Source organism: Nitrospirillum amazonense (genome assembly GCF_029594735.1).
In the GTDB taxonomy this organism is placed as follows: Bacteria; Pseudomonadota; Alphaproteobacteria; order Azospirillales; family Azospirillaceae; genus Nitrospirillum; species Nitrospirillum amazonense.
The window spans coordinates 411882-438643 of the sequence record NZ_JARPAF010000003.1 but is presented as its reverse complement, the minus strand read 5'-3'; the positions used below and the strand labels follow the sequence as shown (position 1 = coordinate 438643).

16 protein-coding genes are annotated in these 26762 nt (G+C 66.5%); 8 read left to right on the top strand and 8 right to left on the bottom strand.

From position 1 onward, the window contains the following. Positions 1–2: 2 nt before the first annotated feature. Together iolE and iolB are read left to right on the top strand one after the other, a co-directional pair. Positions 3–917 carry a myo-inosose-2 dehydratase gene (gene iolE / locus P5F91_RS20160; protein ID WP_277908090.1) on the top strand — a complete coding sequence of 305 codons (915 nt, stop codon included), beginning with the start codon at positions 3–5 and terminating at the stop codon, positions 915–917. Continuing rightward, on the top strand, positions 914–1723 hold the full coding sequence (gene iolB / locus P5F91_RS20155) for a 5-deoxy-glucuronate isomerase (protein ID WP_277908089.1): 810 nt from the start codon (positions 914–916) through the stop codon (positions 1721–1723). Before iolE ends, iolB begins: the two co-directional genes overlap by 4 nt. Positions 1724–1732: 9 nt before the next feature. On the opposite strand, the gene P5F91_RS20150 is transcribed toward iolB, so the two are convergent. Then, on the bottom strand, positions 1733–3118 hold the full coding sequence (locus P5F91_RS20150; protein ID WP_277908088.1) for an alpha-L-fucosidase: 1386 nt from the start codon (positions 3116–3118) through the stop codon (positions 1733–1735). Between the two features lie 604 nt (positions 3119–3722). Here P5F91_RS20150 and P5F91_RS20145 point away from each other — a divergent pair. The 4 genes from P5F91_RS20145 to P5F91_RS20130 all read left to right on the top strand — a co-directional run bounded on the left by P5F91_RS20145 (position 3723) and on the right by P5F91_RS20130 (position 12762). Continuing rightward, the gene (locus P5F91_RS20145; protein ID WP_277908087.1) at positions 3723–6629 is read left to right on the top strand and encodes a TonB-dependent receptor; all 2907 of its coding nucleotides are present in this window, start codon (positions 3723–3725) and stop codon (positions 6627–6629) included. Between the two features lie 117 nt (positions 6630–6746). Continuing rightward, positions 6747–8186, top strand: coding sequence for a glycoside hydrolase family 125 protein (locus P5F91_RS20140; protein ID WP_277908086.1), 1440 nt, complete (start codon positions 6747–6749; stop codon positions 8184–8186). Between the two features lie 25 nt (positions 8187–8211). Beyond that, positions 8212–10551 (top strand): GH92 family glycosyl hydrolase, encoded by a 2340-nt coding sequence (locus tag P5F91_RS20135; protein ID WP_277908085.1) that lies wholly within the window; start codon positions 8212–8214, stop codon positions 10549–10551. A gap of 81 nt (positions 10552–10632) precedes the next feature. After that, positions 10633–12762 carry an alpha-L-fucosidase gene (locus tag P5F91_RS20130; protein ID WP_246134467.1) on the top strand — a complete coding sequence of 710 codons (2130 nt, stop codon included), beginning with the start codon at positions 10633–10635 and terminating at the stop codon, positions 12760–12762. A gap of 5 nt (positions 12763–12767) precedes the next feature. On the opposite strand, the gene P5F91_RS20125 is transcribed toward P5F91_RS20130, so the two are convergent. From P5F91_RS20125 to P5F91_RS20095, 7 genes are all read right to left on the bottom strand, one after another. Next, positions 12768–15116, bottom strand: a complete 2349-nt coding sequence (locus tag P5F91_RS20125) for a hypothetical protein (RefSeq protein WP_211106981.1) — start codon at positions 15114–15116, stop codon at positions 12768–12770. Beyond that, positions 15116–16018, bottom strand: coding sequence for an ROK family protein (locus tag P5F91_RS20120; RefSeq protein WP_145611841.1), 903 nt, complete (start codon positions 16016–16018; stop codon positions 15116–15118). The genes P5F91_RS20125 and P5F91_RS20120 overlap by 1 nt, the downstream gene beginning before the upstream one ends. A gap of 141 nt (positions 16019–16159) precedes the next feature. Beyond that, positions 16160–17386, bottom strand: coding sequence for an ROK family transcriptional regulator (locus P5F91_RS20115; protein ID WP_277908084.1), 1227 nt, complete (start codon positions 17384–17386; stop codon positions 16160–16162). Positions 17387–17554: 168 nt separating this feature from the next. Beyond that, positions 17555–18727: an N-acetylglucosamine-6-phosphate deacetylase gene (gene nagA, locus P5F91_RS20110; RefSeq protein ID WP_277908083.1), complete on the bottom strand. Its 1173-nt coding sequence runs from the start codon at positions 18725–18727 to the stop codon at positions 17555–17557. 1 nt (position 18728) lies between these two features. Beyond that, positions 18729–19784: an SIS domain-containing protein gene (locus P5F91_RS20105; protein ID WP_277908082.1), complete on the bottom strand. Its 1056-nt coding sequence runs from the start codon at positions 19782–19784 to the stop codon at positions 18729–18731. Continuing rightward, positions 19781–20680: a glucosamine kinase nucleotide-binding domain-containing protein gene (locus P5F91_RS20100; RefSeq protein WP_277908081.1), complete on the bottom strand. Its 900-nt coding sequence runs from the start codon at positions 20678–20680 to the stop codon at positions 19781–19783. Before P5F91_RS20100 ends, P5F91_RS20105 begins: the two co-directional genes overlap by 4 nt. 27 nt (positions 20681–20707) lie before the next feature. Next, on the bottom strand, positions 20708–22012 hold the full coding sequence (locus P5F91_RS20095; RefSeq protein WP_277908080.1) for a sugar MFS transporter: 1305 nt from the start codon (positions 22010–22012) through the stop codon (positions 20708–20710). A gap of 320 nt (positions 22013–22332) precedes the next feature. Here P5F91_RS20095 and P5F91_RS20090 point away from each other — a divergent pair, with 320 nt between their 5' ends. Both P5F91_RS20090 and P5F91_RS20085 read left to right on the top strand, forming a co-directional pair. Further along, positions 22333–24927: a TonB-dependent receptor gene (locus P5F91_RS20090; RefSeq protein ID WP_246134466.1), complete on the top strand. Its 2595-nt coding sequence runs from the start codon at positions 22333–22335 to the stop codon at positions 24925–24927. A 165-nt stretch (positions 24928–25092) separates the two neighbouring features. Beyond that, positions 25093–26757, top strand: coding sequence for an alpha-L-fucosidase (locus tag P5F91_RS20085; RefSeq protein WP_277908079.1), 1665 nt, complete (start codon positions 25093–25095; stop codon positions 26755–26757). The last annotated feature ends 5 nt before the right edge of the window (positions 26758–26762 follow it).

Genomic DNA, 26762 nt, shown 5'->3' with positions numbered 1-26762 from the left:
CCATGTCCGTCCGCTCTGGGGCCATCCGCTTCGGCGTCAGTCCTATCGCCTGGATCAACGACGACATGCCCGAACTGGGCGGGGCGACGCCGGTGGAAACGGTGCTGGCCGACGCCCGCGCCATCGGGTTCAGCGGGATAGAGCTGGGCGGCAAGTTCCCCCGCGATCCGCAGGCGCTGAGGCCCCTGTTGGCCGCTCATGGCCTGGACCTGGTGGGCGGGTGGTACAGCGGCAACCTGCTGGCCCATGACGCGGCGGCCGAGATTGCCGCCTTGCAGGGGCATCTGGCCTTGCTGAAGGCCATGGGCAGCACCGTCTTTGTCCATGCCGAGACCAGTAACGCCATCCATGGCGACCGCGCCCGCCCGCTGGCGCAGACGCCCCGGCTGGACGCCGCCGAGTGGGCCGTCTTCGGCCGCCGGCTGACCGAGGTCGCCGATTATATCGCGGGGCAGGGGTTGCGCTTCGCCTATCACCATCACCTGGGCACAGTGGTGGAACGGCCGGATGATCTGGCCCAGTTCCTGGCCCATACCGGCCCGTCGGTGGGCCTGACGGTGGACACCGGCCACGCCGCCCTGGGCGGCATCGACGCCGTGGATGTCATCCGCGCCCATTCGGCCCGCGTGGCCCATGTCCATTGCAAGGACGTACGCCAGCCGGTGTTCCAGGCGCTGATGAACCGGGGTGGCAGCTTTCTGGACGGTGTGCTGGACGGCATGTTCACGGTGCCCGGCGACGGCCGCCTGGACTATGCCGCCGTCATGCGGGCCCTGGCCGACATCGGCTACAGCGGTTGGGTCATCATCGAGGCGGAACAGGATCCCGCCAAGGCCGACCCGCGCCAGTACGGCGAGATGGGCCTGCGCCACCTGCAGCAGGCGGCGGCGGGTGCCGGTCTGACGGTGGCGTCATGAGCGCGTCGCCCCTGCTGGTGCGTTCCCAGGCGCCCGGCGGCGATGGCCGCGTGCTGGAGGTGACGCCGGAAAGTGCTGGCTGGACCCATGTCGGTTTCCGCCTGCACCGGCTGGCGCCGGGCCAGACCCTCGACGGGGCGGAGTCGGGGCGCGAGACCTGCCTGGTGGTGCTGTCGGGCACGGCGCGGGTGACGGCGGGGGACCAGGACCTGGGCCCCGTCGGCGGCCGCGCCAGCGTGTTCGAGGACAAGGCGCCGGGCGCGGTCTATGTGCCGGCGGGCCAGTCCTATGGTGTGGTGGCGACGAATGCCGTCGAGTTGGCGGTCTGTACCGCCCCGGGCCGGGCCGGCGCCCAGGCCCGCGTCATCGCGGCGGATGAGATGCCGCGCGAGGTGCGGGGCCAGGGCACGAACACCCGCCATGTCCGCAACATCCTGCCGGAGGGCAAGCCGGCCGACAGCCTGCTGGTGGTGGAGGTCATCACCCCCGGTGGCCACTGGTCCAGCTATCCGCCGCACAAGCACGACACGGCCGAGGCCGGGCATGAGACGGCGCTGGAGGAAACCTACTACCACCGTCTGAACCCACCGCAGGGCTTCGCGTTCCAGCGCGTCTACACCGACGATCGCAGCCTGGATGAGACCATCTGCGTGCAGGACGGCGACGTGGTCATGGTCCCCCGGGGCTATCATCCGGTGGGCGCACCCCACGGTTACGACCTCTATTACCTCAACGTGATGGCGGGGCCGGAGCGGCGCTGGATATTCCGCAACGACCCCGCGCACGACTGGATCATGCGCCGCTGACGGGCCCGGTCAGGGGCTGAGATCCAGGCGGATCACCCGGTCCCAACCGTCCATGGCCTCGCCCGTCGCCGCCGGCAGGGTCAGTTCCAGCCCGTCCGGCCGGGGCTGTACCGGCACGGCGCTGCCGTCGCGCAGCAGGGTCGCCTTGCGCACGGCCTGGGTCAGGGGCAGGAACAGGGGCCCATCCTTCCAGTCCAGGACATGAACATAGACGCGTCCCGGCGCCTGGGTGGTGACGCCCCAGGGGCGCGGCGTCACGGGGCCGCCCCGGGTCTGGTAGACGCTTTCGCCATAGCGTCTCAGCCATTGTCCCATTTCTTTCAACGTCTGGACGTTCTCCGGCTGCAGCTCGCCATTGGGCATGGGGCCGGTGTTCATCAGGAAGTTGGCGTTGCGGCCGGCGGCGCCCACGAGGCTGCGGATCAGGGTCGCCGTCGACTTGTACTGGTCGTCGATCATGTTGAAGCCCCAGGATCCGTTCATGGTTTCGGCCATTTCCAGGGGCAGGGCGCTGACGCCGGCCTTGTTGAAGCCCATGCTGTTCTCGCCCGGGAGGTCGCGCTCGAACATCTGGAAGTCTTCGCCGGGGAAGGGTGTCTGGTGGTGGTTGTTGCCGATCAGGGCGGCCGGCTGCAGGCTGTGGATCAGGCGGTAGGTCTCATCCAGGCGCCAGCGGTCGCGCATGGCCGTGTCCTTTTGGTCCCACCAGCCGTCGAACCAGATGCCGCCGATAGGCCCGTAATGGGTCAGCAGCTCGCGCAGCTGCGCCTGTTCGAAATCGATGTAGCGGTCCCAGTCGCCGCCGGCCGGCCGTTCCGAGGCATGGCCTGTCGTACCCTGGGGGAAATAGTCAGGATGGTGCCAGTCCAGCTGCGAATAATAGAAGAACAGCTTCAGCCCGGCCTTGCGGCAGGCGGCGGCCAGTTCGGCCAGCGGATCGCGATGGAAGGGGGTGGCGTCGACGACGTTGTAGGGGCTGGCCTTGCTGGCGAACATGGCGAAGCCCTCATGGTGCTTCGACGTGATGACGACGTAGCGGGCGCCCGCCGCCTTGAAGGTCTGGGCCCAGGCGTCGGCGTCGAAGGCGGTGGGGTTGAAGAACCGGGCCAGGCGTTCGTAATGGCGGGCGGGGATCTGGTTCTCATCCATGATCCATTCGGCGATACCCATCTTGCCGGCGCCACCCAGTTCGCTATACAGGCCCCAGTGCAGGAAGATGCCGAATCGGGCATCCTGGAACCACTGCCGCGCGGCCAGGTTCTCCGCCGTCGGCGCATAGGCCTGGGCCATGCCCGGCGGGGCGGTATCCGCCCTGGCTTGCGTCCCGAGCGCCATGAGGGTGGCGAGGGCGGTTCCGGCCAGAATGGTGGCGAGGCGGCGGCGGATGACGGCCATGGCGTCGGCTTTCCCTGTCGTGTGCGGAGCCTGTTTCGATAAATATATTCCCAAACACGATATTGTGGAAATTATTTTCCATTTGGCCGCCGCGGTGACAACCTTCGCGAGTCGGCAAAAGGGCGGGGTGTCCGGTGCCGCCTGAAACCGTTGGCGCATCCAAGGGTTCGTATGGTCCGGGGCTTTACATCGGCAGGTGGCGATGCGCCTGCGCAAGACTAGGGAAAGCGCGCTTTCCCGCGCCCATGTCAAACATCACCTTGAGGCATGGCCACTCTATTGACCGATACGGCCGTATGGCTTGATCCGGCAATGCAAGCAATTCCAATATCTTCGCCGGCCCCCCCTTCCATCTTCATGAGCCCAGGTTTCATATGAGGGGCGGCATAGAATGAAATTTTTAGATCAAAAATAAAGAAAATAGAAAAAATGAATTGACTTGGCCGCCGGCCAGGCGTTCCTGTGTAGGTAGAACGGCGCGCTGAACCACCCTTTCCCCGGGGACCGTTGCCCCGGTGAAACCGGCCGCCGCTCCACTAAAATCGGGGAGCAAGATATGGGCCTGGGCAAATTCAGGGCTGGCCTTCTGGCGGGATCGACGGTGATGGCGTTCTCGCTGCCGGCTATCGCAGGTAGCATCACCGGCACGATCGTGGACCCGGGCACCGGCAAGCCGTTGGCCGCCACGGCCATCACCATTCCCGGTACCGGCTATTCCACCGCCTCGGGCGAGGACGGGACCTTCACCCTGGCTAACATTCCCGAGGGCAGTTACACGGTCACCGCCTCACGCCCCGGCCTGCACACCAGCTCGACCCGCGTGACCGTGCCCAGGGATGGTGCCGTGACGGTCAGCTTCGAGGCCTACACCGCCGCCCTGGAAGAGATCATCGTCGCCGCCAACCGCTACCAAGCCTCCAGCCTGCAGATGAACGCCAGCAACACCGTCGACGTCATGTCGGCGGCGGACCTGGAGCACACGGCGGTGCACAACGTGGCCGAGGCGCTGGGGCTGCTGCCCGGCGTGAACGTCATGAACACCGGCCAGTCCTTCGTGGGCGGCATCGACGGCGCCTCGCGCGGTGAGGGCATGTTCACTTCCATCCGCGGCCTGAACGGCGAGTACAACGTCAACCTGATCAACGGCGTCAACGTCGCCCAGGGCATGCCCTACAGCCGCGAGGTGCAGTTGAGCCTGCTGCCGCCATCCGGCCTGAACACGATTGTCGTCAACAAGACGTCCAAGGCCGACATGGACGGCGACGCCATCGGCGGCACCGTCGATTTCCGCACGCCCACGGCCTTCGACTACAACCAGCCGCTGATGTTCAGCTTCACGGCCAGCGGCCGGCTGGAGACGCGGGCGGAGGATTACAACAAGAGCAGCCTGGGCTACGGCCTGGCGGGTGAGGCGGCGGGCAAGTTCGGCCGCGACAACCAGTTCGGCGTCTATGTAAGCGCCTATTACGACATCCGCCACTACGCCAACAGCGAAATGGGCGCGGTGATGGAGTCCACTTGCTGCGACAACGCCTGGGCCTTCGCCGTGGCCAATGCCGATGGCAGCAACCCCAGCAACCTGGACCCGTCCAAGAATCTGGAGACCACGGGTTTCAACGCCGGCGTCTCCTCCGGCTATACCGAGCGCTATGGCGGCAACGTCTCGCTGGACTGGCGGCCGGACGACACCACCAGCGCCTATTTCCGCCTAGGCTACGCCGTGGCGCAGACGGAACAGAACAGCACGCTGAGCCAGCTGGTCGGCATGAATGTGACCTACGACCAAATTGGCAGCACGGGCCTCTACCACCCCAACATCCAGTACCTGTCCACCCGCCTGTGGTACGAGACCAACCCGGAATATTCCGATCTGGCGACCGCCCAGCTGGGCGGGGAGAAGAAGTGGGGCAACTGGACCTTCAGCCCCAGCGTGTTCCTGAGCTGGGGCGACAACGACCGCCCCAACCATATCGAAATCTCCACCCGGTCCACTCAGAACGACGGCAACGGCTTCGCCTACGGCAACAACGTCCTGGCGACATATGTGAACGACCTGCCCTATCCGCTGGTCGGCTCGCAGATCATCTCGCAGCTGGGTAATGTCGCTAGCCTGCCGGCCCGCGACCGGGGTGAACTGACGGAGCAGTACAGCGGCCAGGTGCGCGGCGGCGCCAAGCTGGACACCCGGTACGACGTGAACGCCGGCCCGCTGGAATACATCAAGTTCGGCGTGAAGTATCAGGACAGCGAGCGCCAGGTGACCAACCGCGATTGGTACAACGGCAACTTCACCGACGGCCGCACCTTTGGTTCTCTGGGCATCATCAACGGCAACTATTCCGCGGTCTACCCCGGCGTCTACAACTGGCCGGTGCCGGTCATCGACCAGGCCGCCCTGTTCCGCCTGTACAACACCTATTCCAGCCCCAGCAACCTGGACAGCTGCAGCAGCCTCTACGTCAACAACTGGAACTGCAACACGCAGAAGGGCACCGAGGCGGTCACGGCGGCCTATGTGATGGCCAACCTGAAGTTCAACGACCTGGAGGTCATCCCGGGCTTCCGGTTCGAACACACGGCCATCCACAACACCTTCTGGGTGACGCCGCATGATGCCGACGGCAATGAGCTGGCGGGCCACTGGGGCTATAACGGCACCCATTACAACGAGCCCCTGCCCAGCATTTTCGCCAACTACCGGCCCGACGACAATTCGGTCTACCGCGCGGCCATCTGGACCAGCTACACCCGTCCGCCCTTCGTGCAGTTGGGCGGCGGGTCGCAGACCAGCATCTCCAACGGCGTCACCACCATCACCGAGGGCAACCCCAACCTGAAGGCCATCACCGCCGTTAATTACGACGTCTCCGGCCAGTGGGACAGCGGCCACGGCGGTACGTTGGTTGTGGCGGGCTATGCCAAGCAGCTGTCCAACTACATCTACGACAACGGCAGCACCTATTCGAACCCGGCTGTCACCAACAGCAACTCCGTGATCTTCCATCATCCCACCAACGGTGGGGACGGCCAGGTTTATGGCGTCGAACTGTCCGCCCGGCAGAAGTTCCAGGACATGCCGGCGCCGTTCGACGGTTTCGGCATCGGTGCCAACCTCACGCGGCAGTGGACCTCGGTCGATACCAAGGCCGCCGGGCTGGACCCGAACGAGCGCATCCAGAACGCCCCGGAATGGATGGCCAATATCGAGGCCTTCTATGAAAAGGATGGCTTCACCCTGGACCTGATCTACCACTACACCGGCGCCTATGTGGCCCAGTACGACTACCTGGGCCTGGGCAGCAGCTGGGATGACCTGTGGGTCCGTTCGTCCCAGCGGGTGGATCTGCATGCCGGCTACGACTTCGGCTATGGCGTGCGGGCCGACCTGTCGGTGGCCAACCTGTTCGACGACGTCTCCTACTGGTCGCACATCGGCAAGGAAAGCCTGGCCATCTCCGACGTGGTGGAGACGGGCCGGACCATCCTGGTCAGCATGAAGTACAGCTACTGATCCTGCGCTGAGACGAAAGGTCCTGGTGGCGGTCACCAGGGCCTTTCCCTATTCTGCGGGGGATGAGGCCGGCGGAACCGGCCCATTCCCATCACGGGCCCCGGACATGGGTTGTGGATGCCTAATCGCCGAGATGTGCTGACTATGGCCGTGGCCGGCGTGGGTATGGGCCTGTCGGGTCCGCTTCGTGCCGCCGCCGCGCCCATCCCGGCCGGCCGGCGCCCCGCACCCGCCGCCCGGGGCTGCATGAGCCCGGCGGTGGAGGCGGTGATACGGGATGCCCGCGCCGCCATCGCCGACCCGGAACTCTACTGGCTGTTCCAGAACTGCTATCCCAACACCCTGGACACCACGGTATCCTTAGGATCCCTGGACGGCGGCCCTGACGCCTTCGTCATCACCGGCGACATCCCCTGCCTGTGGCTGCGCGACAGTTCCGCCCAGGTTTGGCCCTATCTGCCGCTGGCGCGGCGGGACGCGGCCCTGCGCCACCTCTACCAGGGGCTGATCCGCCGCCAGGCGCGCTGCATCCTGATCGACCCCTACGCCAACGCCTTCAGCCGAGACGCCGATGCCACCACGCCCTTGAGCTGGGCCAAGGAGGACATGACGGAGATGAAGCCCGGGGTGGCTGAGCGGAAGTGGGAGGTGGACAGCCTGTGCCACGTCATCCGCCTGTCCCACGGCTATTGGCGGGCGACGGGTGACACCGTCCCCTTCGACGCCGCCTGGCGCCAGGCCATGGCCCAGGTGGTGCGCACCTTCCGTGAGCAGCAGCGGCTGGACGGGCCCGGGCCCTACCGCTTCCAGCGCACCAGCGAAACGCCCAGCGACACGCTGCCGCTGGACGGCTACGGCGCCCCCACGGCCAAGGTCGGGCTGATCCATTCCATGTTCCGGCCGTCGGATGACGCCTGCGTGCTGCCCTTCCTCGTCCCTGCCAACCTGTTCGCCGTGGCCAGCCTGCGCCAGCTCGCCGACATGGCGCAGGCCATCCATGGCGACATCGCCCTGGCCAACGCCTGCCACAGCCTTGCGGACACCGTGGCGGTGGCGCTGACGCGGAACGGCCGCATCGCGGATGGAGAGGGGCAGGAGGTCTGGGCCTATGAGGTCGACGGTTTCGGCAACGCCCTGTTCCTGGATGACGCCAACGTGCCCAGCCTTCTCAGCCTGCCCTATCTCGGCTGCTGTGACGCCGGGGACCCGCTGTACCGGCGTACCCGGCAACGGGTGTTGAGTGGCCGCAACCCCTATTTCTTCCGGGGCCGCGCGGCGGAGGGGGTCGGCGGGCCGCATGTCGGCCTGGGCATGATCTGGCCCATGTCGCTGATCGTGCGGGCCCTGACCAGCGACGACGACGCGGAAATCCGCCAGTGCCTGGTATGGCTTAAGACCACGCACGCCGGCACCGGCTTCATGCACGAGGCTTTCGGCCAGGACGATCCCGGCCATTTCACCCGACCCTGGTTCGCCTGGGCCAACAGCCTGTTCGGCGAACTGATCCTGGACCTGATGGCGCGCAAGCCGGCGCTGCTGCGCCAGCCTTTGACCTGAGCCGATGATGACGGAGGGCCTTTCCATGATGACACGGCGTGACCTGCTGGGCGGTGTGGCTGCCACGGCCCTGGTGCCGCTGGCGGGCGGTGTCGGCACCGCGGTCGCCGGCACGGGGCCGAAAGCCGGCGGGGGCTTTTGCCGCCACGTCGACCCCTTCATCGGCACCGGCGGCCATGGTCACACCTACCCCGGCGCCACCGTGCCCTTCGGCATGGTGCAGCTGAGCCCCGACACCAACACCGCCGGCTGGGACGCCTGCTCCGGCTATCATATCCAGGATCGCAGCCTTCTGGGCTTTTCCCACACCCATCTCAGCGGCACCGGCGTGGGCGACATGCTGGACGTGCTGGTGGTGCCCCGGGTCGGCCCCGTCCGCCTGGACCCCGGTACGCTGGAAAGCCCGGATGAAGGATACCGCGCCCGCTTCGACCATGCGGACGAACAGGCGACGCCTGGTTACTACCGCGTGCGGCTGAAGGACAGCGGCATCGAAGCGGAGTTGACGGCCACGGCGCGGGCGGGCCTGCACCGTTACTACTTCCCTGACACGGCCGGCGCCCACCTGCTGATTGACTTCGCCCACGGCTTCCAGGACCCCGCCGGCTCCGTCACCCGCATCACCGGCGCCTCGCTGCGCCTGGTGGGCAAGGACACGCTGGTGGGCGGGCGCCATGTCCACCAATGGGGGCAGGGGCGGGTCATCTACTTCGCGATGAAGCTGTCGCGCCCCTTCGCCGGCGCGCGGTTCTACAGCAACGACCACGCCATGCCTGAGGGCGCGCAGGATGTCGAAGGGGCGGCGCTGAAGTGCGTGCTGGACCTGCCCGACGCCCACGGCGGCCCCCTGCTGGTCAAGGTGGGGCTGTCGGCCGTGGACATCGACGGCGCCCTGCGCAACCTCGACACGGAAATCCCCGGCTGGGATTTCGACGGTGTGCGCGCGGCGGCGGCCGCGGCGTGGGAGGCGGAACTGGGCCGGCTGGCCATCACCAAGGGTGGTGACGCCGCCGACATCAAGATCTTCTACACCGCCCTCTACCACGCCCTGCTGGCGCCCACGCTGTTCAGCGATGTGGACGGCCGCTATCGCGCCATGGACAGCACGGTGCGCCAGTTGCCGGCGGGGGCCAACAACTACTCCACATATTCCCTATGGGACACCTATCGCGCCTTGCATCCGCTGTTCACCCTGGCCCAGCCGCCCGGCCGTGTGGGCGACATCGTCGGTGGGCTGGTGCGCATGGCGGAGGAAAGCCCCGCTGGTCCGCCCGTGTGGCCCCTGCAGGGTACCGAGACGGGCTGCATGATCGGCTGGCATTCGGCGGTGGTGGTGGCCGAGGCGGCGGCCAAGAACATACCCGGCGTCGACTACAAGGCGGCCTGGCCCGTTTTCCGCAAGCAGGCCTTCCAGGCCCAGACCAGCGGTCTGCCGGAATACCGGCACCTGGGCTACATCCCCAGCGACACGGTGGAAGAGGCGGTCAGCAAGACACTGGAGTACGCCTATGACGACTGGGCCATCGCCCGCCTGGGCGATGCCGTCGGGGCGGCGGACGACGCCAACGCGCTGCGCCGACGCTCCCTGAATTACCGCAACCTGTTCGACCGCGACGTGACCTTCATGCGCCCGCGCTTTACCGACGGAAGCTGGGCCCAGCCCTTCGACCCGCGCGGCATGGGCCATAGCCGCAAGTGGCGCGACTTCACGGAAAGCAACGCCTGGCAGGCCACCTTCCTGAACCAGCATGACATCTACGGCTATATGGAGATGTTCGGCGGCCCGGCGGCGTTCGAGGCCAAGCTGGATGAGCTGTTCACCACCAGTTCCGAGCTGCCGGACGACGCCCCCCCCGACATCGCCGGCCTGGTGGGCCAATACGCCCATGGCAATGAGCCCAGCCACCACATCGCCTATCTCTACGCCTACACCGGCGCCCACCATAAGGCCCAGGCGCGTGTGCGCAGCCTGCTGAAGACCATGTACCGGGCGGATCCCGACGGCCTGGCCGGAAATGAGGATTGCGGCCAGATGAGCGCCTGGTACCTGATGAGTGCCTTGGGCCTGTACGCCGTCGATCCGGTTACCCCAATCTACGTCTTCGGCTCCCCTCTGTTCGACCGGGTGGACGTGACGGTGGGGGAGGGGCGGACCCTGACCATCGAGGCCATCGGCAACGGCCCGGACAGCCCCTACATTCAGTCGGTCGCCTGGCAGGGCAAGCCCTATACCCGGACATGGATCCGGCATGCCGACTTGGTGCAGGGCGGCCGCCTGGTCTTCACCATGGGATCCAGGCCCAACCCACGCTTTGGTGCCGCGGCGGAGGATCGGCCGCCGTCCTTCACCGCCACGCGGGTTTAGGTCTTTAAACGCTTCCGCAAGCATGGCATCATTAATTTAATTCAGTTTCATTAATGATAAGCCATACCGGGGAGCCTGCCGATGTCCCGCCCGTTCCTGCCGTCGCGCCGTGCCGTCCTGGCGACCGGTGCCGCCTCCAGCGCGCTGTCCCTGGTGGGCGCCTCGGCGGGGCAGGTGCCGGCGCCGCAACCCTGGGGGGCGGTGCCGACGGCACGGCAGTTGGCCTGGCATGAAATGGCGGCCTACGCCTTCGTCCATTTCAGCATCAACACCTTCACGGATCGGGAATGGGGCTATGGCGATGAATCGCCAGCCCTGTTCAACCCCACGGACTTCAGCGCCGACCAGATCGCCGGGGCCGCCAAGGCGGCGGGCTTGACGGGCCTGATCCTGACCGCCAAGCACCACGACGGCTTCTGCCTCTGGCCCACGCGGCATACCGAGCACTGCATCCGCAACAGCCCCTACAAGAACGGGCAGGGCGACATCGTGGGGGAGATGGCGGCCGCCTGCCGCCGGGCCGGCCTGCGGTTTGGCCTCTACCTTTCCCCCTGGGATCGCAACCACGCGGAGTATGGCCGGCCCGCCTACATCACCTATTATCACAATCAGCTGCGTGAGCTGCTGACAGGCTACGGCCCCCTGTTCGAGATGTGGTTCGATGGCGCCAACGGGGGCGACGGCTATTACGGCGGGGCGCGGGAAAAGCGCTCCATCGACGCCGAAAGCTATTACGACTGGACCAACACCTGGGCCCTGGTGCGGCAATACCAGCCGGACGCCGTCATCTGGGGCAATTGGGGCCGCGACGCCCATGGGCCTTGGGGCGCCGATGCGCGCTGGGTTGGCAATGAGGAAGGGTATGCCGGCGACCCCTGCCGCGCCACGGTGGGCGATACCCCCTACACACAGGAGATTGGGGAGCATGGCGTGCGCGGCGGGACGCACTGGCGCCCGGCGGAGGTGGACGTTTCCCTGCGGCCCGGCTGGTTCTGGCATGCGCGCGAGGATGCCGACGTGAAGTCGGTGGGGCGCCTGACACGGATCTATTTCGAGTCCGTCGGCCGGGGCGCCAACCTGATCCTGAACCTGCCGCCGGACCGGCGCGGCCGCATTCCGGACCATGACGCCAGCGTGCTGAAAGGCTGGGGCGATCTGCTGCGCGCCACCTTCGGCACGGACCTGGCCCAAGGGGCCGTGGTCCAGGCGAATGCCGTACGCGGGCCCGGTTTTGACCCCGGCAACGTCCTGGATGGGCGGGCGGACAGCTATTGGGCGCCGCCGGATACCGCCCACGCCGCCGACCTGACACTGGAATGGCCCCAGGCGCGCACCTTCAACGTCGTGCGCCTGCGCGAATATTTGCCGCTGGGCCAGCGGATCGGCGCCTTCACGCTGGAAGTTTGGGACGACGGGCAGGGCAACTGGGCGGAACTCGCCCGCTACACCGCCATCGGCAGCCAGCGCCTGGTGCGCCTGCCCGCGCCGGTCAGCACCACCCGGCTGCGCCTGCGCATCCTGGACGCGGACGCTTGCCCGGCCATCCGCGAGGTGGCGCTGTTCCACCTGCCCGACCTGGTGGAGGAACCGGGCATCCGCCGCGACCGCCGGGGCCTGGTCGCGCTGTCCAGCGACATCCCGGGCGCCATCCTGCACTACACCACCGATGGCGAGGTTCCGAGCCTACGCTCCCCCCTTTACCAGGATCCCTTCCCCTTGCCGGATGGCGGTATCGTCCAGGCCATCTGCCACCTGCCGCGCACTGGTGCCAGCAGCGGCGTCGCCATGCGCCGGTTCGACGTGTCCAAGGCGGACTGGCGAGTGGTGTCGGCCACGGCGCCGGGGGCCGAGGCGATCATCGATGACGACCTCGGCAGCCTGTGGGTCACCGGCGGGCGGGGCTTGCCGCATGAGGTCGTGGTGGATTTGGGGGCCATACGCCCGCTGAAGGGTGTCACCCTGCTGCCGGCGGGCCAGCGTCCCCCGGGGGTGGGCGCGCCGGGCGACTACCGCTTCCAGGTCAGCGCCGATGGCAAGACCTGGGGGCCGGTGGTGGCGGGGGAGTTCGCCAACATCGCCGCCAACACGGGTGAGCAGCGCGTGATGTTCCCCGAGGTGCGCATCGGCCGCTTCCTGCGGTTGGAAATCACCCGGGCCGCGGGGGGCGAGGGCCAGGTGGCCTTCGCCGAGCTGGGTGTCGTGATCCGCTGACGGCCTCAGGGCCGGGGGATCAGCCAGGCCTCGGCCACCTGGTGTCCCCGTCCGCTGCCGCCCAGGCCTGGGGGCCGCGTCCATTCCAGGTCCAGCCGGCCGTTGCGGGTGGCCTGTTGGGGAATGTCGAAATCCAGGGTCGCCGGGTTCGCCGGCCTGGGCAGGGCCGCATGGATCTCGATGCCACCGTTGGCCGTCAGGCGCATGGGCAGGGCGTAATCCTCGCCCGCATAGGTGACGCGCAGGGTGTAATGGCGCTTGGGATCCAGCCGCTGGTACCGCAGGTGGATGGGGCGCTCATACAGCGTCTCGGCATAGGTGATCCAGGACAGGCGCCAGCCGTCATCCGGGGTCCGGTCGGCGATGCCGTCGATGGCGCTGTCGTACAGTTCCGGATCCTGGCCGTAGGCCTTGCCCCGCACCAGGTGCGGCTCTTGCTCCGGGTTCCCCAGGTCATCGTACAGGCTGCCCGGTACCGGGTGCCGCCAGGTGACGATCTCGGCCAGGCGCGCCTGGCGCGTCATCTCATCCGGCAGTTCGGCGATGTCCGCGAAGCGCCGTGTCAACCAGACACGGTCGTTCAGGCTGGTGTCCACCCGGTCCAGGTTGGCGCCCCGCTCGACGCCCGAGGCGCCGTAGCGGGGAACGCTCAACTGCAATCCCACATGCGCGTAAAGGCGGCCGGCCAGGTCGAACAGCTGGTCGCGCAGCCGGCCGGTTTCGGCATCGTCAGGTTGGGCGAGGGCGGCGGTCGCCGCCGCCATGGCGTCGCGGCTGTCCCGGGCGGGTGCCTGGGCCAGGGCGTCCAGGGCCTTGGCCTCGCGCCGCGCCTCCGCCCGGGCCCGCGCCTGGGCGTAAGCATCGTAGGTGGCACGGTAGAGCAGGGACTCGAAGCGCCAGTTGTCCTTCAGGCCGGAACGTTCCTTCAGGCCCTGGAAGCCCTGCAGCGTGGCGGCGATACCGCTGTTGTCCTTGATGGGGCCTGACCAGTTGCGCTCCAGCGCCAGAATCAGGGCGGCCAGTTGGTCTCCTTCCGCCCCGCCCAGGGAATAGTGGGCGTAGTCGCGCAGCGTCTCTTCCGGCGGGGTGGCGGCGTTCCAGCCCAGGCGCGTCCACAGCACCTTGTTGACATCGTCGTTCACCCCTTCCGAATAGGTCACGAACCCGGCCGTCAGGCTGGCGAAGTGGCGGAAGATGAGGGTTTCATCCCGGGGGCGGGGGTTGATGGGCTCCCGCCCCTCCAGCAGGGCGAAGGCCGAATCCCAGTGCGGCACGGGGAACTGGGCGTGCAGGGTGTGGCCGATGTCAGGATAAAACTGGATGGGATAGCGCCGGGGAATGCGGCCGCGCTGCACGGGCAACGGATCGCGCGACTGCGGGCCGAAAAACACCCCGGTCAGCCAGGCGGGGCGCCGCGCCAGCAGGCGGTAGAAGGCTTCGTAGTGCGCCTCGTCAAATCCCTGGCCCGATACCCACAGCTGGGCCCCGGGGTGATACCGCCGCAGGATCCGCGCCTGCCGCTCCAGCAGGGGGAATAGCAGGTCCGGTGGCGTATGGCCCGGGTCGCCGCCCGGGACGTAGACGGCGTGCAGGTGGGGGAAGCGCCGCACCAGATCCTCGAACGCCGCCAGCTCCGCCGCCACCGTGGCCGGATCTGCATAGTCCTGGCGCATTTCCGGGTAAAACAGGTCGCAATCCAGGCCGTACTTGTCCAGCAGACGGGCGATGCCCAGGGTGGTTTCCAGGGCCGGCGCGGGGAACAGAGGGCTGCTGGGCGCGTCGTCCGACGCCGGGGCGATCAGCTGGACGGCGTTGGCGCCGAACACCGCCAGGTCGCGGATCTGCTGCTCGAATTGCGGCAGCGTCCAGGCGTCATAGGTGTTGTTCTTGTAGCGGTAGCCGATCTGGTGGCCGCGTACCGGTTGGTTCGGGCTGGTGGACAGGTTCAGCGGTTGGTCCAGGACGATGTGGCCCGGGGTCATCGACAGGGTGCGCAGCAGGTGCCCGATGCCAAACAGCACGCCCCGGCTATCGTTGCCGGCGATCGTCAGCACGATCCGCTGTCCCTGCTGTCGGGTCGTGAGGCGATAGCCTTCCGGTTTACCAACCGCATGCGTGATGACGATGCGCGCCGGCGTGTCGGGTGCCACTGGCACCTGGGACAAGGCAATGCCGGTACGCTTGCGGACCTCATCCACCAGCATGTCGATGGCGGCGGCCTCCGGTCCCTCGACCCCAGGGGCCACGACCACAGCCGCCGACAAGTCCAGGGGAGATGCGGCCTCTGCGATGGGTGACACGGCAGCGGCCATGGCGGCCATGACCACCGCGGCCCAGAGCCGAGGGGGCAGCATTACAGCGTGCGTTCCCACAGTCGGGCGGCGCCGCGCACGCCGGAGGAATCACCCCACCGGGCCGGGACCAGTTTCGCTTCCCAGACATCGGTGAAGAGATAGGGCCGGATGGCGCCGGCCAGCCGGTCGTAGATTTCGGTGACGTTAGACAGGCCACCGCCGAAGACGAAGACGTCCGGATCGACGATGTTGCTGACCACGGCCAGGCCGCGGCCTAGCCGGTCGATGAAGCGATCAAAGGCGGCGACGGCATCCGGCTCGTTGCGGCGCATGCTCTGGATGATGGTTTCGGCATCCAACTTGCGGCCGGTGACCGCCCGGAACTCCCGGCTCAAGCCGGTGCCGGACACCCAGGTTTCCAGGCAGCCCTTGTTGCCGCACCAGCAGTCGGGCGCCGGCACCTCATCCGCCTTGGGCCAAGGCAAGGAGATATGGCCCAATTCCCCGGCCAGTCCATTGGCGCCCTCGATCAGACGGCCATCGATCACGAGGCCGCTGCCGCAGCCGGTGCCGAGGATGACGGCGAAGGCGATGCGCGCGCCGGCGGCGGCGCCGTCCACGGCCTCGGACAGGGCCAGGCAGTTGGCGTCATTGGCGACCCTGACCTCACGGCCCAGGGCGGCGGCGACATCGCTGTGAAAGACGCGACCGTTCAGCCAAACCGAATTGGCGTTGCGCATGAGGCCGGTCTGGGGGGAAATCGAGCCTGGGACGCCGATCCCCACGGTGCCCTGCGTGCCCGCCTGCGCCTCCACCTTTTGGATCAGACGGCAGATGGTGGCGATGGCGGCGTCATAGCTGCCCGGATTGGGTTCGCGCAGCCGCGACAGGAAGCGGCCGTTGAGATCCAGGGCGGCGGCCTCGATCTTCGTGCCGCCGAAATCGACCCCGATTTGAATCATGCGTAAGCCCTCTCGCAGGCCGTCTGGTAACGGATGGGGGAATGGTGCGCTGTCCGGGCCCCCTCCCTTGCTCGAGGCCTTCGGATGTCTCCCTAAACAAACCATACCCATTAAAAAGGCAAAATGAAATAATTAATACAGTCAGTCGGCTGCCGTTTTCATGAGAGTGGTCCGGGATGGCAGCAGACGGTCATTGAAGGGCAACAAGGCCGCCCCCACCGCCGGCGCGTCAACGGCCGTGGCCGCGCGGCGGACGGGAACGATGACGGGGATGGCGCCTGAGTGCGCCCACAGGCGGTCATTGATCATCTGGGCCAGGCGGTCGATCAGCGGGGCCGGCAGGCGGCCGCCGAAGAACACCGCCTCTGGGTTCACCAGGCAACTGACTGCCACAATGGGTGTGGTCAGCAACTCGGCGGCCAGGTCCAGCCAATCGTTCAGTAGCTGCTGGCCCACGGTGTCGAGATCCAGCAGCTGTTCCGGCCGCGTGACGGCGCGGCCCCGGGCGGCCAGATAGGCGCACAGGGCCGAGAGTGACACCGCCTCCTCCAACGTCCGTGCCGGCGTACGGGGGGAGGTGATGGGCAGAAAACCCAATTCGCCGCTACGGCCCTGGGCCCCCCTGAAGTACTGCCCGTCGATGACGATTCCGCCGCCCAGGCCCTGGTTGATCAGCACGTAGAAAAAACTCAGGTCGCGCAGGCCGTAGCCGAACTGCAGTTCCCCCAAGGCCGCCGCCGCCGCGTCGTTTTCGATGAACACCGGCAGGGGCAGGGTGGCGGTGAACAGGCCGGGGATGTCCGTCGTGCTCCACGCCTCAAAGCTCTTCGGCCGGTTTGGCAGGTTCACCCGGCCCAGATCATCGGGTAGCGCCACGCCAATGCCGATGAGGCGGTTGCGGGGAAAGGCCTGGCTTTCCACCAATTCCTCCACCTGCGACTTGAAGAAGGCGGCGACGGCGTCGGGCAGGGGGAAGTCCACCTCCAGCACGGCGCGGTGCCGCACCTGGCCCAGCAGGTCCAGGACCACCAGGGTCACATGGTCACGGTCGACATTGACCCCAATGGCGAAACAACCGTCCGGATTGATGGCCAGGCGCATGGCGGGCTGCCCCCGCGTGCCCTGCAATCGGCCGACCTCGAGAATGAGACTTTCGTTCAGCAGGCGTCGGGTGATATTGGCGATGGCCGGTGGCGTGAGGCCGGTGATTCGCCCCAAGTCTGCCCGGGTCAGGGGACCGCTGACGCGAATGGCCTGCAGCATGACCCGCTGGTTATGGTCGCCGGCGCGCTCCAGATTCGTGCCGGAAAGGCTGGCCCCCAGCGTAGGATGAAGCTCGGTCTGGTGGGGGAGGAGGGGCGGCTGCATGCGGCCGGGTTCCCTTTTTCAAATTAATTTCTTTATTCCACCCGATGATGAGACACCGCTGTCAGAGACACAATGACGCAATTGCGGTCGGGCGAAGAAAGTTTATTGCACATTTGTACAGTAGGATAGCATATAAAATATAATGCTCCTATCCGGATCCCCGATCGCTCAGGCGGGAGCACTCGCGCCGTCCCGCTGGCCGGCGACCCAGGTGCCTAGGACCCGCTGCTGCGCGTCCAGCAGCACCAGGTCGGCTTGGAAACCGGCGGCCAATTGCCCCAGTCGCCCGTCCATGCCCAGGAAGCGGGCGGGGTAAAGCGACGCCATGCGCAACGCCTCCTCCAGTTCCACGCCCAGTAGGCGCACGGCGTTGCGCACCGCCTGCGCCATGTCGATGTCGGCGCCGGCCAGCACCCCGTCGTCGGTCACCAGCCGCCCATCACGCCGGTGGATGCGCTCACCATACAGCGTGAAGGTGGTTGCGTCGGTGCCGGTGGGCGGCATGGCGTCCGTGACCAGCATCATCTTGCCGCGGGGCTTGGCGGCCAGGGCAAGCGCCAGCAGGTCGGGATGCACATGCACGCCATCGACGATCAGGCCGCACCAGGCGTCCTTGGCGGTCATGGCCGCCAGGGCGATGCCCGGCGTCCGGTTGCTGATGGGCGGCATGGCGTTGAACAGGTGGGTGAAACCGCGCAGGCCGGCGCGCAAGGCTGCTTGTGTGCGTTCATGGCTGGCGGCGGAGTGCCCCCCGGCCAGCACGATCCCGGCGCGCACCAGGCGGGCGATGTCACCATCGTCCACCTGCTCCGGCGCCAGGGTCAGCAGCACGCGGCCCAGGTCGCCGAAGTGGCGGGGCAGGGCGGACAGCCGGTCCAGATCGACGCCGTTGGGTCGGCGGATGTGGGCCGCCTTGTGCACGCCCCGGCGTTCCGGGTTCAGGAACGGACCTTCCAGGTGGACGCCGATGATGCCGCCGCCGGCTACGGCAGCCGCTTCGGCGGCGGCTTCCGCCGCTGCCATCATGGTATTCAGGTCGTCGGTGATGACGGTGGGCAGCAGCGCCGTGGTGCCGAACCGCCGGTGGGCGGCGGCGATGGCCAGCGCGCCGGCCGCGGTGGGCGTGTCGTTGAACAGTACGCCGCCGCCGCCATTGACCTGGGTGTCGATGAAGCCCGGGGCGAGCAGGCTGCCCTCGGGCAGGGGCACCCGGGCCGCGCCCGCCACACTGGCGACGGCCGGCACGATGTCCAGGATTTCGGCCCCCGCCAGCAGCAGCGCGTGGTCATCCAGCAGCACGTCGCCCGTGAACAGCCGGGCCCCCGTCAGAAGTTGGCGCATTTCAGACCGTCTCCGTCACCTTGGCCAGGTTGGGGGGAACGTCGGGGTTCAGGCCCCGGTCGGCGGCGATGCGGTGGATGCCCATGTAAAAGCTTTGCACCGCCGTCAGCGGGGCCAGTTCCGCCGGCACGCCGGCCACCGCGGGCAGCGCCACCACGCCCGGAATGTCGCCCGCCGTGGACAGCACGGTGGCGCCCAGGCCGACCATGCGGCGGATGGCATCGCTGGTGGGCGCCAGGGTCGCGTCATCCTGTGTCAGCGCCAGGACGGGGAAGTCCGGACCCACCAGGGCCAGGGGGCCGTGGATGACCTCGGCCGCGCTGAAGGCGTCAGCATGCAGGCGGCTGGTTTCCTTGCACTTCAGGGCCATTTCCTGGGCGGCGGCGGCACCCAGCCCCCGGCCGATGATGTAGAGACCCCGGACGGTCGCCAGGTGCGATAGGCCGGGGTACCAATCCAGCGCCATGGCCTTTTCCAACCAGCCGGGGGCGTCGGCGACCGTGGCCAGCAGGGCCGGATCCGCCTTCCAATGCGCCACCATCTGCAGGAAGGCGAACAGCGAGGTCAGATAGGACTTGGTCGCCGCGACGCTCTTTTCCGGGCCGGCGCACAGCGGGATGGCCACGTCCACCATCTGGAACAGGGGCGAGGTCTCGTCATTCACGAAGGCCACGGTCAAGGCACCGCCGGCCTTGGCCGTTTCCGTCAGGCGTAACAGGTCCGGGCTGCGACCCGATTGTGACACCGCGATGTAAAGTCCGTCCTTCAGGTGCAGCGGCGTCTGGTACAGCGATACCACCGACGGACCAATGGAGGCCACGGGCAGGCCCAGCCGGGTTTCAACCAGGTACTTGCCGTAGGTTGCGGCGTGGTCGCTGCTGCCCCGGGCGCCGGTCACGACGAAGCGTGGCGCCAGGTGGCGCAGGCGCTCACCCAGATCCTGGAACAGGGGGGCGCAACGATCGATCTGCCGCCGCAGGGCATCCGGGGTTTCGGCGGCCTCGCTGGCCATAAGGGGGGCCATCAGGGTGTCAGCCATCAGGTTATCAAGGGTCATGGCAGGGCGCTCTTGGCGATGGGAGAGGGAATGTTTAGGCGGGCCATCAGCAAGGCCCCTTCCAGAGCGTCGCCCTCGGGATCGGCCAGCAGGGACCGTGCCCAAGGGCTGAGCCACGGGGTCAGCGGGGCGGACAGCCCGCCCATCAGGCACAGGTGCGGGGCGCCCAGGGCGTGCAGGTGACGGATGTAGGTCTCCAACTCCTTGGCGGCCTTGGCGATGATGGTACAGGCGACCACGTCGCCCTTGGCGGCGTGCGCCAGGACATCCGGGGCCAGGCGGCCATAATCGGCGGGGCCGGCATCGTTCACCCAGGCGACGATAGCGGCGGGCGAGCCGCCCAGCCGCTGCCGGATTTGCCGGGTCAGGCCGGTTTCCGGGGCCAGGCTGTCGTGAGCACGCAGGGCGACGCGGATGGCTTCGCGGCCGATGCTGGCGCCGCTGCCTTCGTCGGAGACCTCGAAACCCCAGCCACCCACGGCGTGGCCTTGGCCGTTGATCAGGGCATAGCCGGCGCTGCCGGTGCCGGCGATCAGGATGGCGCCGTCCCGGCCGGAGAAGGCGCCGAGGCAGGCGGCGTGGGCGTCCGTTTCGGCGGAAACGCTGGCGAATCTGGGGGCTGCGGCGCGGGTGCGGACGCTGTCCGCCGCCGTGACGATGCCGGCCAGACCCAGGCCGACGTGCAGCCGGGGAAAGGCGGCGGCGTCCAGGCCAGCCTGTGCCAGGGCCGCCTGGATGGCCTCCATGATGCTGGCCCAGGCCCGGTCAAGGCCAAGGCGGATGTTGGCGGGACCGCCCAGGCCTTCACCCAGCAGCGTGCCGTCGGGGGCGCGCAGGCGGGCACGGCATTTGGTGCCGCCGCCATCGACGCCCAGATAGTAGCGATCGGATGTCATGAGCTTTTTCAGAAGAAGCGATAAGGATCAGGCGAGGGAGGGAGCCGCGATGGCGGCCTTGCGGCCGACGCGATGGCCATAGAGGGCGAAGAACAGGATGTAGAGGTAGGCCGGTGCCATCAGGGCCAGGAACACGGCCTGGAAGGGGAAGTGCTGCTTCAGCTGCACGAACAGCTGGGGCAGGACGGCGCCGCCGGCGATGCCCATGACCATGAAGGCGGAGCCGATCTCCGTGTGCCGCCCGAGGCCGCGGATGCCCAGCGGGAAGATGGCGGGCCACATCATGGCGTTGGCGAAGCCCAGCGCCGCCACGCAGGCGACGGAGGCGTAGCCATGGGTGGCATAGGCAGCGATGGTCAGCACCACGCCCAGGGCCGCGGACAGGGCCAGATACCGTTCCTGCGACAGCACGCGGGGAATCAGCACCAGGCCGCCCAGATAGCCCGCCAGCATGGCGGCCAGGGTGAAGGAGGTGAAGAACTTGGTCTCATCCAGCGGCAGGTCGAATCCATGGCCGTAGGTGCCGATGGCGTCGCCGGCCATGACCTCCACCCCCACGTAAAGGAACAGGCACAGCACGCCCAGCCATAGATGGGGAATGCGGCTCAGGGGTGGGGTGTCCCTGTCCCGCGACTGGCCGCCGCCGGCATTGGACTCGGCCGAGATTTCCGGCAGGGGGGAGCGAACCACCCAGACGGCCAGCAGAGCCAGCAGCGCCGCCATGGTGAGGTAAGGCAGGTGGATCTTGGCGGCGAAGGCCGACAGCAGCGCCTCCCGCGCCTCCGGCGTGGGGGCGGCCTTGACCTGCTGGTCCAGGGTGTCGATGCCGCTCAGCACCAGTGCGCCGATGGCCACCGGCGCCAGCATACCCGCCACCTTGTTGCAGATGCCCATGACGGCGATGCGCTGGGCGGCGCTGTCGATGGGCCCCAGGATGCTGATGTAGGGATTGGCCGCCGTCTGCAGCAGCGACAGGCCGGCGCCGATGACGAACAGGCCGGCCAGCGCGCCGGGATAGACCCGAATCGTGGCGCATTCGCCGAAAAGTGCTGCGCCGATGGCCATGACGAACAGCCCAGCCCCCATCCCCTTCTTCATACCCGACCGCCGAAGCACCCAGGAGGAGGGCAGGGAAAGGAACAGGTAGGACAAGTAGAAGACCATGGGGATCAGGAAGGCGTTCACGTCGTCCAGCGTGAACGCCAGTTTCACGAACGTGATCAGCGGCCCGTTCAGCCAGGTGACGAAGCCGAAGATGAAGAACAGAACCCCGATGACGACCATGGATGCGCGGTTCTGATGCGGGGAAGGGGACGGTTTCACAGGGGCCATGGGCGCCATCCTTGTCCGTGATCGTGAATGGAACGGGTGGGTAGATCAGTGTCGGGGGCGTTGTCACCGCTTCCCGGACGGGATGGGCCGGCCGGCCCGCATCCTGCTGGTACTCCTCACTTCCGCCATCGCCCGTTTGTCTCATCATCAGGGCAAAAGAGGAATTATGAAAGCAAATTAAAAAAAAATTGACGAGCGCGGGGCTCTGCGGCACTTTGGTTACCGTTAACACCGACGCAGTAATGCCGATACGGATCGGATCGAAATCAAAGACATCGGCAGAACTCAGAAAAATAAAGCGCAGCAGGGGAAACCATATCATGGGAATTAAGAAGTATGCCTTGGTTACCACCATGCTGATGGGCGTGGGGGCGACATCGTTCATATCCATCCAGGCGTACGCGGCGGATGCCAATGCTGACGACGATCTGCAAGAGATCGTTGTCACAAGTATCCGCAAGAGTTTGGAGCGCTCCATCGAGGTGAAGCGCGAGGCGAATGCTATCGTCGACGTCATTTCGGCCGAGGGCGTGGGCAAGTTCCCCGACACCAACGTGGCGGAATCCCTGTCGCACCTGCCCGGCATCAGTGTCGATCACCAGTTCGGCGAAGGCGAGAAGATCAGCATCCTGGGTACGGACCCGGCGCTGAACCGCATCCTGGTCGACGGCCAGAGCATCGCCTCGGCCGACTGGGGCGGCAACCCCAACGACCCGAACAGCCGCACCTTCAACTACAGCCTGCTGTCGCCGGAAATCATCGACCAGGCCGAGGTGTACAAGTCGACGGAAGCCCGCATCGACGAAGGCAGCTTGGGTGGTACCGTCATCATCCACACGCGCAAGCCGCTGGATCTGGACGCCAACACCCTGCGCGGCTCGGTCGGTTATTCGTACAACACGCGGTCTGAGCAAGGAAATCCGCGGGGGTCGCTGCTCTACAGCTGGAAGAACGCCGCCAGCAACTTCGGCGTGATGGTCGCCGGCACTTACGATAAGGAAGACTTGTCGCGCGCCGGTATCGAATTCTTCGGTTATGGCAGCGGCAAGGACATCACGGCGGCCAATCCGAATGTGGCCGTCACGGGCGGCGACATTAATTCCGCCAAGTACCCGGCTGGCATCAACGCCGCCTACTTCCAGCAGACCCGTGAACGCGAGGGCGTGCAGGCCGCCATTCAGTACCAGCCGACCGACACCCTCGATTTTGATCTGTCGGGTATCTACATTCATGGCGACTATAACAACTTCAGCCAATCTCGCTTTATCTACCCGGCTGGCAGCAAGAGTGCGTTCCAGACTGCCACGGTGAAGGACGGGTTGATCACCAACGCGACGTTGGGTAATGGCGCCTACACCGAACTGGACACGAATTATCGCCAGACCACGGTGCAGACCGCTCGCCTGAACTTGGCGGGCACCTGGACGCCGACCAAGGATTGGAAGGTCCACACCGACGTCGGCTACACCCGCGCCTTCGGTGGCAAGGACCCCGAATATCTGCTCTCGTTCTATTCGTCGGCGCCGTACAGCTTTGCGTATGACGGCACCAACACGAACGTCACCTACACCAATGGCTCCGCGTCCGGCAATGCGCTGTCGACCCGGGCTGCGGGCGGGCAAGCGGGCGGTATCGCGGCTCAGCTGAATGCCGACTCCGAGGCCTACGGCCAGATGGACGTGACCCATGATATCAACTTGGGTCCGATCACCAGCGTCCAGGCCGGTGTGAAATACACCGACCACCTGAACACTGTCCGCGCCTACGGCAGCCGGACCATGTCCAATGGCGCGGTTTCCCTGACCAGTCTGGGCGCGTCGCCGGTGCCGAGCAGCGTGTTCGACGACCTGAATGCGAGCGGCGACCTCATCCACTTCTCCACCATCAGCAAAGAAGCGGTGGTTAACTATCTGGATGGGCTGAACACCACCTACTATCGGGATTACGGTTCCGAATATAAGGTGACCGAGAAGAATGGGAATGCGTACGTGCAGGCCAACTTTGCCGGCACCAATTACCGCGGTAATTTGGGTGTGCGCTATGTGCACAGTGACGACGATATAAAGTTCTGGAACACCAGTGACAACGGCAACAGCTATCAGTCGGTGACCACGAATAACCGTTATGGCCGCTTCCTGCCGTCCTTCAACGTCGCTTATGACGCCACGGACGATGTGGTGGTTCGTTTCGGCGCCGCCAAGGTTATTGCCCGTCCGCGTTACGCCGACTACGCCGGCGCCTTCTCGAAGGATGACACCAGCTTTAACGGCAGTGGTGGCAACCCCAACCTGAAGCCGTACGAATCGAACAACTACGACGTTTCCGCGGAGTGGTACTTCAATAAGGACTCACTGGTTTCTGGCGAATTCTTCTTCCGCCAGATTTCGTCGTACATCGTGAGCGTCACGAAGGATAACGTCCCGCTTGTCAGTCAGCGCGACGGCCTGGTTCATGATTACTCGATCACAACGCCTCAGAACTTCTCTGATGCGAATGTTAAGGGCTTCTCTGCCCTTTATCAGACGAACATCGCCTATGGGTTTGGTGTCCAGACCAACTACACTTATGCGATCGCCGACACGGCCAGTGGCCTGAACATGCCGTACCTGTCGCGGCACACAGTGAACTTCATCCCCTATTATGAGCAGGGGCCGCTGCAGGCGCGTGTAAGCCTGGGGTGGCGTTCGTCCTACTTCACCAGCATCGGTCGCTTGAACTCGAACAACATGACCGACTCGTACATGCAGCTGGACTTCTCCGCCACTTACAGCATCACGGAGAACCTGCAGGCGACGGTGAATGCCACCAACCTGCTGGACGAGTTGTACTACTCGTACAGCGGCACGAAGGCCGCGCCGATCGGTTACTACCGCAACGGCAGCGTTTACTCCGTCAGCATGTCCTACAAGATGTAAGTCTCCCTCCCCTGGGCCGTCGCCTCGCGCTTTGGCGGCGGCCCATTCTTTTTTAAATTAAAGAAAAAATTTGGCAGAATGGAGCGGTTGACAGATCCGCCCCCTGCGGCGGGGCAGCGCCACTGCCCGCCGACCGACTCACCTGTCCGAACCGGAGGCCAAGCTATGATCCGCCGCTCTTCACGCTTGACCGGGGGGCGCCTGATCCGGGCCGGCCTGCTGGCGACGGCGCTGTCCGTTCCGGCAGGGGCGGCTCTCGCGGCCAAGCAGCCATCAGCGCCCGCGACCGCTCCCACCGCCGACACCCTGTCGCCGGCGCAAATCGATCTGCAATGCGAAAAGCGCGGCGCCAAGCATGTGTCCGACGTCGCCGCCGAGCTGAAGCAGGTGGAGCAGGGGGATGGGCAGGGCCCGTTCCGGCCGGACTGGGCCTCGCTGAAGACCTATCAGGTGCCGCAATGGTATGCGGACGCCAAGTTCGGTGTCTTCATCCACTGGGGCCTGTATTCCGTTCCTGCCTTTGGCAGCGAGTGGTACTCGCGCCTCATGTACACCAAGGGCACCAAGGAATACGACCACCACATCAAGACCTTCGGCCCCCAGGACAAGTTCGGCTACAAGGACTTCATCCCCCTGTTCAAGGCGGAGAAGTACGATCCCCGCGCCTGGGCCGCCCTGTTCCGGGCGGCCGGTGCCCAGTACGTGGTGCCGGTGGCGGAACATCATGACGGCTTCGCAATGTACGACACCAGGCTGTCGGACTGGTCGGCGGTGCGCATGGGGCCCAAGCGCGACCTGATCGGTGACTTGGCGCGGGCGGTGCGGGCCCAGGGCCTGCATCTTGGCCTGTCGTCCCACCGGGCGGAGCATGACTGGTTCTTCGACGAAGGGCGCAAGATCCCTTCAGACGTCAATGATCCACGCTACGCCGATTTCTACGGACCCGCCCAGCTGCGGGTGAAGGAGAAGGGGTCGGACGACGCCGACGTGTTCGGCGACTTCACGCCGGTATCGCAGGCCTGGCTCAGCGACTGGCTGGCCCGGTCGGCTGAGCTGGTGGATCTCTACCACCCCGACCTGATCTACTTCGACTGGTGGATCAGCCACCCGGCGTTCCGAAGCACGTTGCCCAAGTTCCTGGCCTATTATTACAACAGCCAGGCCAAGCTGGGCGGATCCGCCATCGTCAACTACAAGATCGGCGCTTTCCCCGAAGGCGCCGGCGTGCTGGACATTGAGCGTGGCCAGCTGCCGGGCATCCAGCCGCGCGTCTGGCAGACGTGCACCTCCATCAGCAACGACAGCTGGGGCTACGTCGAGAACGACACCTACAAATCGCCGCAGGCGCTGATCCACCTGCTGGCCGACGTGGTGTCCAAGAACGGCAACCTGCTGCTGAACATCGGCCCGCGCGCCGATGGCAGCATTCCTCAAGGGGCGCAGGACACGCTGATGGCCATGGGCGGCTGGCTGACGGTGAATGGCGAGGCCATCTACGGCACCCGGCCCTGGCGACAGTTCGGCGAAGGCCCGACCGAGGTGGCCAGCGGCTCCTTCCAGGAAACCAAGACCAAGCCCTACACGGCCCAGGATTTCCGTTTCACCACCAAGGGCGGGGCGCTCTACGCCATCGAGCTTGGCTGGCCGGCGGAAGGGGAGGCCGTGATCCACAGCCTGAAGGCGGAGGACAAGGTGAAGGCCGTGACCCTGCTGGGTACCGGAGGCGGCACGCTGACCTTCCGCCAGGATGCCGATGGCCTGCACCTGACCCTGCCGCAGCGGCCGGCGAGCGCCATCGCCGCCTACGTCTACCGCATCGAAATGCAGTGAGCGGC